Consider the following 9,794-nt stretch of genomic DNA (forward strand, 5'->3'; position numbering starts at 1 on the left):
TACGAGACGGGCACCAGCCTCGCCCCGCTACCCGCCCTCAAGGTAGCGTGAAGATCAACTCATCGACCCTGTCCGTCGAATCGGGTCAAGCCCAGCCGAGCTGGCGTCGACTGCTAGGAGTCAAGGTGTGAACGACCGCTATCCCCGCGGATGGTCACCCGGTTGGAGCTTGATCGTCCGGCTCCTTGTCGGCATTGCTGGTTGGCCGCCGCGGATCCCGTCGGCGAAGGAGCGATCATGGAAGGACGTTGGCGCCGTTCTCCGCCTGGCCGAGTCGCGGTGCTTGCCGGCCTGGCATTCCTGCTCGGCGTATCGGCAGGCGTCAGCCTCAGCCCGGCGCCGGAGCGTCAGCGGGTGGTCGATGCCCGGACCGAGCCGGCCGCCGTCGCACCGCAGGCCGATCGGACGGTTGCCGTCCTACCGGTGAGCTGCCGCTCCGGCTTGGATCTGGCGCAGCAGGCGGCAAGGACTTTGGATGAGGCGGCGCAGGCTGTAGGCGGGCTCGAGTCCGCCCGTCTGCAGCGGGCGTTGAATCGCTTGCAGCAGGCAGAGCAGGACATGGGAGCCCTGGCCGCACAGTGCCGGGCGGAGGTACGCCAGCGCGCGGTCACTCTCCCGTAGCGCTGGAACGGGGCGCCCGTCATGTGAGACACGAGACCATGCGGGGTACGCCGACGGTCATGCTGGTGGACAACTGGACCGACCTGTGGCGGGTGGCGGTTGTGGGTGCGCTGACCTACCCCGCCCTCATCCTGCTGCTGCGTCTGTCGGGCAAGCGGTCGCTGGCCAAGATGAACGCCTTCGACCTGGTCGTCACGGTCGCTATCGGCTCGACGCTGGCCACCATTCTGTTGTCCCGGGATGTCGCCCTGATCGAGGGCTTCGCCGCGCTGGTCGTCCTGCTCGGCCTGCAACTCGCGGCAACCTGGCTGTCGGTGCGCTCGCGGACGGTGCGGCGCCTGCTGAAGTCGACACCGACGCTCCTGGTACGCGACGGGTGCCTGCTCGACGGCCCTATGCGGGAGCAGCGGGTGACCGATGAAGAGGTCCAGCAGGCTGTCCGGTCCCAGGGCATCGGCGACCTCAGTCAGGTGGCCGCCGTCGTCCTGGAGACCGACGGCAGTCTCAGCGTGATCTCCGCCGCCCAGGCGGGCGACTGGAGTGCCCTGCGGGCTGTCGAGGGCGCGACGACTGATTGGCGCCCATGAAGCCGACTGGCTGCCGTGCACCGCAGCGGCGGCGACCCGAACGGGGTCGCCGCCGCACAGAGCCGGCCGTCGCGGCAGGTCAACGTCGGCCGGTCGGATCCTCCGGAGCGACGTTGTCGGCAGGCCAGAGCGGCGTATACCCGTAGTGCCGGTACAGCTGCTCGTAGAGTTCGCCGGTGTTAACCAGATCCGGGTCGTAGCGAGGCGATCCGGTGACGCGTTCGCGTGCCTCGCCGACGTGTACGACGTCGTCGTCGACGGCCGTTACCGCGTCCACGGGGACGAACGACGGGGTCGCGCCGATGCCCAGGATGCCGCCGTGCTCGATGCGAAGCATCCGAACCTTGCGTTCGGTGGCGTCGATGAGCAGGTCGTCGACCTTGCCCAAGTCCTCGCCGTCACGATCCACCACTTTGCGGCCACGAATGTCCGCGTCCGGGTCGGCGAGCATGTGTTCGCTGTCGCTGAGTTTGATCAGCGTGGCGGTGTTCTTATCGGCTGCCATATCGGATTCTCCCTTCATGAGATACGGCGTGAAGGTGCTTCGGCTACCACCGGAGATACGGGTTGAATCACAGTGACGCGGCATTTCCTCAAGGCGAACCGCGTCTGTCTCTGCGTTTCCGTGACAGGGTCATGTCAGTCCGGCGTCGATCGGAACGGTCACCCACCGGCGGCGCCGGTGTCGTGTGAACTTGAGCCGGTACGGAGCTACCGGAGGAACTGCGATGACGACGCCCGGAACCGGCCATGTCGATCAGTGAAAGAGCGGGCTGGGACAGCTGTCTCGGCTGCACAGCGGTTGTCGGCGCGGGCGCCGCAGCCGCCGGGGCGGTCTATGCGATCGGTTGGCTGATCCTGGTCGGTGGGCTCGTCATGCTGGTCGCCGCCCTCGCGGTGCCGTCGGGGGAGCGCGGTTCTTCTTCGTCGAGCGACCGGGATTCGAAAATTCGGTTCATGGAAGTCGGACCCGAAGCGAACCTGGCGACGGGAGCCACCATCAATGGGCCGCAGTTGCCTGATGCGCGCCCGTACGGGATGCCGGGCAGCGGACAACCCGTACGGGCGCAGGAGGGTTCAGCTATCGACAATGCTCCAGGCACCCTTTGACGGTGGTCCCTCGGGCTGATGACAGTCTCGTAACGGGTCGTGATCCGAAGTTCTACGTGGCCGATCCGTTGCTGAGCGTCGAGCGCGTGAACGGTCGGCGGCGTCATCGATCCGTCATGGCGCTGAAGGTTGTCCGCGTCACTGGTACGCCAGAGTCGAATGCATGAGCAACGGCATAATCGCCCCTCGGCCGGATAGGAGATCACCGTTTACCGCGCGGCTGCGGCAATGCATTCCGGTCGTCTTCCTCGCCGTGTTCTTCATGCTCGCTGCGGTGCTCACTGAGCGGCGCGGATCGGATGCGGGTGCGGTGCTCGTAGCGGCTGATGGTGCGCTTGTCGTGGCGTATGCGATCGGCCGGCTGCTGACTCGCCACCGCAACCGGCCGCATCGTGCTGTCATCTGCTCAGATCGCGTGCCCGGTAGAGATGGGCGCTGGCCGTGGCGAGCAGCGCGCTCATTGCGAGCATGATCAAAACGGCGGTGAGCGCAACCGTATCGTTAGGCCGGGTGGACAGTCAGCGGCAAAGCTCACCCGGACTGGCTCGTCCGGGTTCGCCAGCGTTCGATCAGAGCCGGCATCTCGCTGAGCATGTAGCTGTAGAAGTCGCGCATGTCCGCCAGGCGCTGACCGGCCGGGCTGTCCGCGCCGGCGACCTTGATGCCTTCGTCGGCGGCCTCGGTCATCAGGGTCAGTGCGGTGTTCTGTTTCGACATGAGGGTGGCCCAGGCGCTGTCGCGGAAGCGGAAGTGGTCGCGGCGGCTTCCGGGTGCCGGGACCTTCTCGATCATGCCTAGTTCGGTGAGGTTCTTCAGGGCTCCGGACATGGCGCCGGAGCTGACGCCGAGTTGGGCGCCGATCTCGCCGGCGGTCATCGTGTCCTGTTGCGTGAACAGCAGTGCGGCCATCACCCGGGCGGTCATGCGTTGCAAGCCGTACTGCGACAGGGTCAAGGCGAAGTGCTCGGCGGCGTGGGTCAGGTCGTCGGTCACAGCGTCATCGTATCTGCACAGAGACCTCTAAGTGTTCACAGATCTCTGAAAGTTTACTACGGTAGGTGCATGGACGATGTCATCGTGCTCGACAACCTCACCAAGACGTACGGCAGACGCCGTGGCCTCGACGGGCTCACCCTGCAGGTGCGGGCGGGGGAGGTGCTCGGCTACCTCGGCCCCAACGGCGCCGGCAAATCCACCACCATCCGGCTGCTGCTCGACCTGATCCGCCCCACGGCCGGCAGCGCCCGGGTGTTCGGCCTCGACCCGCGCACCGACGCGGTGGCGCTGCACCGCAGAATCGGTTACCTGCCCGGCGACTTCGCCGTCGACGGACGGCAGAGCGTCCGAGCGTGCCTGCGGTTCCTCGCCGCACTACGCGGCGGCGTTCCGGCCGCTCGCATCGATGCTCTCGCCGAGCGGCTCGACCTCGACCAGGGCGCCCGGATCAAGAGTCTTTCCAAGGGCAACCGGCAGAAGGTCGGCCTGATCCAGGCGTTCATGCACGAGCCCGAGCTGCTCATCCTCGACGAGCCGAGTTCCGGCCTCGACCCACTCGTGCAACAGACGTTCCTCGCGATGGTCACCGAGTCCGCCCGCCGCGGCGCCACCGTCTTCATGTCCAGCCATGTTCTCGCCGAGGTCGAAGCCGTCGCCGACCGCGTCGCCATCATCCGTGACGGCCGGCTGGTCGCCCTCGACACCGTCGCGGGTCTGCGGCATCAAGCCGTCCGCGCCGTCGAGCTCATGTTCGCCGAGCCGATCGTCGCCGCCGACTTCGCCCAGATACCCGGCGTCAGCGACCTGACCGTTAACGAGACCGTGCTGCGCTGCCGGCTCACCGGCACCCCGGACGCCCTGCTGCGCGCCGCGACACGGCACACCGTCACCGGACTGCTGGCCACCGAACCGGCCCTTGACGACCTGTTCCACATCTACTACTCGGGAGCGACCCGTGCGGCCTGACGTGTTCACCAAGACCCTCACCGACGACCGGCGGGCCCTGGCCGGTTGGGTGGTCGGCGCCACCCTGACCGCCGTGATGTACGCGTCCTTCTACCCGCAACTCGCCGACGGGCAGATGGCCGAAGCCGTCGCCAACTACCCGCAGGCGATGCGAGAGGCGTTGCGCCTGGAGGACTTGACCTCGGCTGCCGGCTATCTCGGCTCCTCGGTGTTCGGCCTGATCCTTCCGCTGATCGCCATGTTCTACGGGGCCGCGACCGGCGCCCGCGCCATCGCGGCAGACGAGGAGGCCGGCCGCCTCGACCTGCTGCTGGCGCATCCGGTCAGCCGCACCCGGTTCCTGCTGCACCGTTTCGCCGCTCTGGCGGCTGGAGCGTTCGGCATCGCCGCCGCCGTCTTCGCCGGCATGCTGGCGATCCGCGGCGGTGCGCAACTCGCCAGCATCTCGATCCCCCAGTTCGCCGCCCAATGCCTGCAACTCGCGATGCTCGCGATCGCCTTCGGCGGGCTCGCCATCGGCATCGGCGCGACCACCGGCCGGCGCGGCCTGGTCTTCATGGTCACCGCCGCGATCGGTGTCCTGGCGTACGGCCTGCACGCGTTCGCCGGCCAGCTCGGCATCGCCTGGGCTCGGTACCTGTCCCCGTTCTACTACTACATCGGGTCCGAACCGCTACGGCACGGCGTCCCATGGGCCGGCGCGGGAATCCTGCTCGGCGCTGCGGTCGTGCTGGTGGCTGCCGGAGCGCTCTGGTTCAACCGCCGTGACCTCAACACCTGAGGCGCGTGCGGCGGTAGCCGTCATCCCGCCGCTAGCCACCCGCCATCGTCATGCGGCTGTTCACAGTCTCCGACAACGCGACGCAAGATGAGGCCGGTCGTGCGCGGTTCCTTCTCAGCCCGGAATAGCCCCACGGCGGACAGCCGCCGTTGCCCTTGGATGGCGCGCGCCCGTCGATTCCCACCGGGTTTGTCATCAGATTGACCAACTTCCGTGCGATTGCCGCAGAGGTTGCCTCGTAGCTTCCCAACAGAACGCCCCGCGCCTGGGCGCTCGTGCCGGGTGGTACGGAGAGGGGAAACACGCCATGGCCGAGGAATCCTGTGTTCTCGCATCCCTCAGTGACGACCTGCACGTGCCGAACGACCCGGCTGAGGACATTCGCGGCCGTAGGGTGCGGGATCGCGACGGTAAGGAGATCGGCGAGGTCGGCGACTTGTTGATCGATCGTGGCCGGAGGGCCGTGCGCCTGCTGCGCGTCGACCACGGTGGACTGCTGGGAATTCTCGCGACGCCCGTGTTCGTGCCGGCGGAGGCCGTCGTCCGGGTGGCCGGCGACGCCGTCGACATCGATCAATCATGGTTCCAGGTCGCCGCCGCACCGGAGTACGACCCTGCCGGAGCCGATCATGACAGGCAGCTCGCCGACCTGTATGCCTACTACTGTCATGCGCCGTTCTGGCTGGCCGGTCACTCTCCGCCGTCCGGTGGCTTCGTCCGCTGACCGCCGAAGCGACGAGGTGGGTTCCATGTTTATCAGGAGCGGCAGAAGGGCGGCAAGGCGGCCCACATCTCCCGCGGTGATTCGGCGTCCCGGTCCACGGCGGTCTCGCGACCGCCGCCGGGCGATGGTGGCCGGCGCCCTGGTGGTGGCGGGACTGTGGCTGGTGCTCGCCGCGTTCCTGTGGGAGCGCGGATTCTTCGCGGGCGTCCGCGCAGCCTGGAACGACGTGGTGGTGGGAGTGGTCCTGTCCGTCATCGCTACGTTGCAGGTTCTCACCCGATGGCGGCCGAGTTGCTTGGACTGGCCCCCATCGTGCTCGGGTTCTGGCTGATCGCCGCGCCTTTCCTGCTCGGATACGACGGCGGCGCCAGTGCCACGGCCGCGACGTGGAACAGCTTCGCGGTCGGTGCCGGCGTCGCGGTCGTGGCGACATTCGCCGTGCCGGATACGGAGTCCCCCCGGCGCGATGATCGCTTCGCCGGCCGGCGGATCGTGTAGTCGAATGGACACAGCCGCGATGTCCGGTGAGACTGACGCCGATGTCCTGCGGCGAGACGGGCGAGGTCGACGGTGAGTTCGGCTAGCGAAGAGATCATGCTGCCGCGGCGGCAGGCGGGTCCGGTGCGAACGATGACACGCCGTTTGCTGTTGGCTCTCGCCGCCGTGACAGCGATGACCGTGACGGTTCTGTTGGATCGGGAGGGATACGCCGACAACCGCGACGGGCATGTGTCAGTGCTGGACGCGGCTTATTACTCCGGCGTCAGCCTGTCCACGACCGGATATGGCGACATCGTCCCGGTGTCGCGATCGGCCCGGCTGGTGAATTTGGTCGTGATCATGCCACTGCGGGTCTTCTTCCTGGCGCTCCTGGTGGGTACCACGTTCGAGGTGCTGACACAGCGCACCCGCCGGCAGTGGCGGCTGATTCGTTGGAGGTCTCGTTTGCGGGGACACACGGTGGTCATCGGGTATGGCAACAAGGGCCGGGCCGCAGTCCGGGTGCTTCGTGAAGCGGCGGACCAGGATGTGCAGTTCGTTGTCGTGGACGCGTCCGCGACAACCGCACAGGAAGCCGCCGCTGACGGTCACGCCGCCATCGTCGGCGACGCCACCCGTGCCATGATCCTGCGGCGCGCCGGCGTCGAGGAAGCGGCACGCGTCATCGTCGCCGCCGACCGGGACGACACCGCCGCCCTCGTGACGTTGAGTGTTCGCCAATTGACCGGCAGTGCCACCATCACCGTGGCGGTACGAGCATCGGAGAATGTGCCGCTGCTGCGACGTAGTGGTGCCACCTCGGTCATCACGTCGTCGGAGGCTGCCGGCAGGTTGCTGGGTCTGGCCGCGCGGAGTCCGGCCGCCAGCGAGGTCATCGGCGACCTGCTGATTCAGGGAAACGGCCTGCGCCTCATCGACCGCCCGGCGCGACAGGACGAAGTGGGGGCGTCGCCGAAGGACTGCGAAGACCTCATTCTCGCTGTGGTGCGCAACGGTGAACTCATGCGCTACGACCAGATCAGAGCGTTCGCCGCGGACGACCGGTTGATCCAGGTACAGAGCCGACCGTGAGGCCCCAGCTCACCCAGGGGTCGCAGGGTGTGAAGCTGTGCCGGTCGCCCGTCCCGCGCGTGTCGCGGGTCAACAGTCATCGATTCGTCACACCATCGCAGGGGCCTCGCCACAGGGGCCGGTGAGGCTGATAGCCGGCAGAAGCCATCGGCTCGGTCCTGGGTCGCGATCGCGGGAGGACATCATGTACTGGTGGTGGTACCGGGATGGGTACAACGGATGGGCGTACGGTGGCTCTCGACAGGACCACAACGGCGCGCTGGCGTCTCGTCCGGAAGCCGCGCCCCGCATCGGCGCGGAGCGCAGACTCGCCCTACGGGTGGCAGAAGCGCTGCTCAATGATCCGGCCGTCACCGGCGGATCGATTGAGGTGAGCGTCCAGAACGGCGTCGTGATCCTCGAGGGCGCCGTCGGCACCGAAGCCGCTCGCTGTGCCGCGGCGGGACGGGTGTGGTCCGTCAGGGACGTGACTGACGTCTGCAACGCACTCACCATCGCCGACGAGGGCACCGGGCGCACTGATCCGGCGTGATCCGCGGGGACGGGCATAGCCTGGAGTTGTGCAGTACACCGACTGGGGTGAACGCGCCGCTCGCTGGTCCGGGATTCACAGCGAGACGGTCGAGGTGCGCGGCACGACGGTGCACTACCTGGCGACCGGGCAGAGGTGGACCCCGGATTCGCCCGTTCACCTGCTCATTCCCAATCCGGCGAACAGTGCCTCGAACTGGCTCGACGTGCTCGCGGAACTGCGACCGCACGGGTATGCGATCGCGGTGGATCTGCCCGGCACGATCGCCGGCCACACTGCGTTGCCGAACCGGCGCGCGGCGAGCATCGAAGCCAATGCGCTGTTTCTCCGCGCGTTCGTCGACGCGCTCGGGCTCGATCGGGTCGTGGTTCACGGCTGGTCGGCGGGCGCGATGGTGACGATGCTGTTCGCCGACCAGGCGCCCGAACGAGTCGCCGGTTTAGTGTTGATCGTGCCGGCGCTGCCTCCCCCGCTGAGCGGCGGAGAGGCACGCCTGTGGCAGACCGTCGGCCGGACCGGGTTGGCCGTCGTCCCACCCCTCGCCCTCGTGCTGCTGCGCGTTTGGGGGCGGCGCCTGCTCGCGGCGCAGCTGCGGGTGCTGGACGATCCCGCGTCTATTGCGGGCAGCAAGTGGTATGCGGGCGGTGACCTGACGAGAATGTCGCCGGAGATTGCCGGCCTGATGCGGGACGAGATGGCGGCGGTGACGCCGACGCGTCTGGGAAGCGCGGTCACGGTGTACGCCTCGCTGATGTCACTGATGTTCGTCCGCCGGCGACCCGTGCTCGAGGCCATGCGGCGCGTCGTGTCACCTACCTTGCTCGTCTGGGGCGATGACGATCGCCTCACTACCCGCGCGTTGATCGATGACTGGACGGCACAACGGCCCGACTGGGCCCTGGTGGTCCTCGACGGTGTGGGTCATGCGCCGCCGTTCGAAGTACCCGTTGACTACGTTCGTGCGGTCATCGACTGGTGTGGTCCACGGTGTCACGACCGGTAGATCCGGGCGACGACCGCCGGCTGACTATTTCGGCCGCATTGTCATGGAACCGTCACGAAACCGCTGGGACACCGCCACGGTGAAGCGAAACCGTAGGGGCTCACACTCGGGGCGGGAGAGTACGTTGACCACGAGACGCTCGTTCAGCATCCTCGGGGGCCTCGCGTGACTGCGGTTCCCGGCTCCGGCAGCGAGACGGTGTCACTCGTGTGCGATTCGTGCGGGGCGTCCATCAAAGACATCGAGTGTCTACCGGAGCAGTGGCCTGTCGTCTGGTCGGTGGTCAGCCGGGCCGGATGGGTCGGCGCCCCGCTGGCGATCGGTCCGCACCACTGTCCGCAGTGCGGCGAGACCGGGCATGCCGGCGACCTGCCGGGCGTGATCAAACAACGGTGGGGTGCCGCCATGGCGGAGCATCACTGGGCCTGCGTCATCCGGCTCTACGGTGACATCGATCAGTCGGCCACCGCCGAACTGCGCACCGTTCTCACCGATGCTCTCAACCGGCACCACAACGTCGTTCTGGACCTCAGCAGCGTCCGGCTGATGGACTCGACCGGCTACGCCGAGCTGGTGCATGTGCACGAGTTGAGCGGCCGGCGTGGCGGTCAGGTATGCCTGGTCCGTCCCTCCTACCCGGTCCACGCCGTACTGCGGGTGAGCAGGTTGGAAAGCCTTTTTCGCATCTTCTCGGACACCACGGCCGCCAGAACCGGGCTCTCAGCGTGCAGTTCGCATGCGGCGGAGGGATAGTGGGCTGCTGGTGTGTCGAGCGTGCGATGCCGCCCGGCAGGCGCCCCGGGGGCTCCGCCCCCCGGGTTAAGATAAAACCCGCCCGCAATTATGGGCGCCCCGGCCCCCACGCCGGGCAGGGCCGCCCACCCAAACGCCCAAGGACAAGG

The 9,794-nt window shown here is 67.7% G+C and carries 14 protein-coding genes; 11 read left to right on the forward strand and 3 right to left on the reverse strand.

Translation table 11 applies throughout. The features are described from left to right. Positions 1-237 precede the first annotated feature (237 nt). Both AB0F81_RS48250 and AB0F81_RS48255 read left to right on the forward strand, forming a co-directional pair. Positions 238-621 carry a hypothetical protein gene (locus AB0F81_RS48250; RefSeq protein WP_360210667.1) on the forward strand — a complete coding sequence of 128 codons (384 nt, stop codon included), beginning with the start codon at positions 238-240 and terminating at the stop codon, positions 619-621. 23 nt (positions 622-644) lie between these two features. Then, positions 645-1,208 (forward strand): YetF domain-containing protein, encoded by a 564-nt coding sequence (locus AB0F81_RS48255; protein ID WP_360210669.1) that lies wholly within the window; start codon positions 645-647, stop codon positions 1,206-1,208. Positions 1,209-1,287: 79 nt separating this feature from the next. Here AB0F81_RS48255 and AB0F81_RS48260 read toward each other — a convergent pair whose 3' ends face one another. Then, entirely contained in the window at positions 1,288-1,731 is a 444-nt protein-coding gene (locus AB0F81_RS48260) for a PRC-barrel domain-containing protein (RefSeq protein WP_360210671.1), read from the reverse strand. Positions 1,732-1,958: 227 nt separating this feature from the next. Between AB0F81_RS48260 and AB0F81_RS48265 the strand changes: the two genes are divergently transcribed. Continuing rightward, positions 1,959-2,318, forward strand: a complete 360-nt coding sequence (locus AB0F81_RS48265) for a hypothetical protein (protein ID WP_360210673.1) — start codon at positions 1,959-1,961, stop codon at positions 2,316-2,318. A gap of 202 nt (positions 2,319-2,520) precedes the next feature. Here the strand turns inward: AB0F81_RS48265 and AB0F81_RS48270 are convergent, their stop codons facing one another. Both AB0F81_RS48270 and AB0F81_RS48275 read right to left on the reverse strand, forming a co-directional pair. Continuing rightward, on the reverse strand, positions 2,521-2,709 hold the full coding sequence (locus tag AB0F81_RS48270) for a hypothetical protein (protein WP_360210675.1): 189 nt from the start codon (positions 2,707-2,709) through the stop codon (positions 2,521-2,523). A gap of 140 nt (positions 2,710-2,849) precedes the next feature. Beyond that, positions 2,850-3,311, reverse strand: coding sequence for a MarR family transcriptional regulator (locus tag AB0F81_RS48275; RefSeq protein ID WP_360210677.1), 462 nt, complete (start codon positions 3,309-3,311; stop codon positions 2,850-2,852). A gap of 69 nt (positions 3,312-3,380) precedes the next feature. Between AB0F81_RS48275 and AB0F81_RS48280 the strand changes: the two genes are divergently transcribed. The 8 genes from AB0F81_RS48280 to AB0F81_RS48315 all read left to right on the forward strand — a co-directional run bounded on the left by AB0F81_RS48280 (position 3,381) and on the right by AB0F81_RS48315 (position 9,645). After that, positions 3,381-4,280 (forward strand): ABC transporter ATP-binding protein, encoded by a 900-nt coding sequence (locus AB0F81_RS48280; RefSeq protein ID WP_360210679.1) that lies wholly within the window; start codon positions 3,381-3,383, stop codon positions 4,278-4,280. Further along, entirely contained in the window at positions 4,270-5,061 is a 792-nt protein-coding gene (locus AB0F81_RS48285) for an ABC transporter permease subunit (protein ID WP_360210681.1), read from the forward strand. The genes AB0F81_RS48280 and AB0F81_RS48285 overlap by 11 nt, the downstream gene beginning before the upstream one ends. 307 nt (positions 5,062-5,368) lie before the next feature. Then, positions 5,369-5,785 carry a PRC-barrel domain-containing protein gene (locus AB0F81_RS48290; RefSeq protein ID WP_360210683.1) on the forward strand — a complete coding sequence of 139 codons (417 nt, stop codon included), beginning with the start codon at positions 5,369-5,371 and terminating at the stop codon, positions 5,783-5,785. Between the two features lie 279 nt (positions 5,786-6,064). Next, the gene (locus AB0F81_RS48295; protein WP_360210685.1) at positions 6,065-6,283 is read left to right on the forward strand and encodes a hypothetical protein; all 219 of its coding nucleotides are present in this window, start codon (positions 6,065-6,067) and stop codon (positions 6,281-6,283) included. 132 nt (positions 6,284-6,415) lie between these two features. Further along, entirely contained in the window at positions 6,416-7,357 is a 942-nt protein-coding gene (locus AB0F81_RS48300; protein WP_360210687.1) for a potassium channel family protein, read from the forward strand. Positions 7,358-7,541: 184 nt separating this feature from the next. Continuing rightward, positions 7,542-7,889 (forward strand): BON domain-containing protein, encoded by a 348-nt coding sequence (locus AB0F81_RS48305; protein WP_360210689.1) that lies wholly within the window; start codon positions 7,542-7,544, stop codon positions 7,887-7,889. 28 nt (positions 7,890-7,917) lie between these two features. Beyond that, positions 7,918-8,892, forward strand: a complete 975-nt coding sequence (locus AB0F81_RS48310) for an alpha/beta hydrolase (protein WP_360210691.1) — start codon at positions 7,918-7,920, stop codon at positions 8,890-8,892. A 279-nt stretch (positions 8,893-9,171) separates the two neighbouring features. Next, positions 9,172-9,645, forward strand: a complete 474-nt coding sequence (locus AB0F81_RS48315) for an STAS domain-containing protein (RefSeq protein WP_360210693.1) — start codon at positions 9,172-9,174, stop codon at positions 9,643-9,645. The last annotated feature ends 149 nt before the right edge of the window (positions 9,646-9,794 follow it).

The organism is Actinoplanes sp. NPDC024001, from assembly GCF_040638955.1.
Classification (GTDB): domain Bacteria; phylum Actinomycetota; class Actinomycetes; order Mycobacteriales; family Micromonosporaceae; genus Actinoplanes.

Excerpts from the sequence above, each read along its gene's own strand:
- AB0F81_RS48250 (WP_360210667.1), top strand. The coding sequence starts at position 238 with ATGGAAGGACGTTGGCGCCGTTCTCCGCCTGGCCGAGTCGCGGTGCTT.
- AB0F81_RS48260 (WP_360210671.1), bottom strand. The coding sequence starts at position 1,731 with ATGAAGGGAGAATCCGATATGGCAGCCGATAAGAACACCGCCACGCTG.
- AB0F81_RS48265 (WP_360210673.1), top strand. The coding sequence starts at position 1,959 with ATGTCGATCAGTGAAAGAGCGGGCTGGGACAGCTGTCTCGGCTGCACA.
- AB0F81_RS48270 (WP_360210675.1), bottom strand. The coding sequence starts at position 2,709 with ATGCGGCCGGTTGCGGTGGCGAGTCAGCAGCCGGCCGATCGCATACGC.
- AB0F81_RS48280 (WP_360210679.1), top strand. The coding sequence starts at position 3,381 with ATGGACGATGTCATCGTGCTCGACAACCTCACCAAGACGTACGGCAGA.
- AB0F81_RS48290 (WP_360210683.1), top strand. The coding sequence starts at position 5,369 with ATGGCCGAGGAATCCTGTGTTCTCGCATCCCTCAGTGACGACCTGCAC.
- AB0F81_RS48295 (WP_360210685.1), top strand. The coding sequence starts at position 6,065 with ATGGCGGCCGAGTTGCTTGGACTGGCCCCCATCGTGCTCGGGTTCTGG.
- AB0F81_RS48300 (WP_360210687.1), top strand. The coding sequence starts at position 6,416 with ATGACACGCCGTTTGCTGTTGGCTCTCGCCGCCGTGACAGCGATGACC.
- AB0F81_RS48305 (WP_360210689.1), top strand. The coding sequence starts at position 7,542 with ATGTACTGGTGGTGGTACCGGGATGGGTACAACGGATGGGCGTACGGT.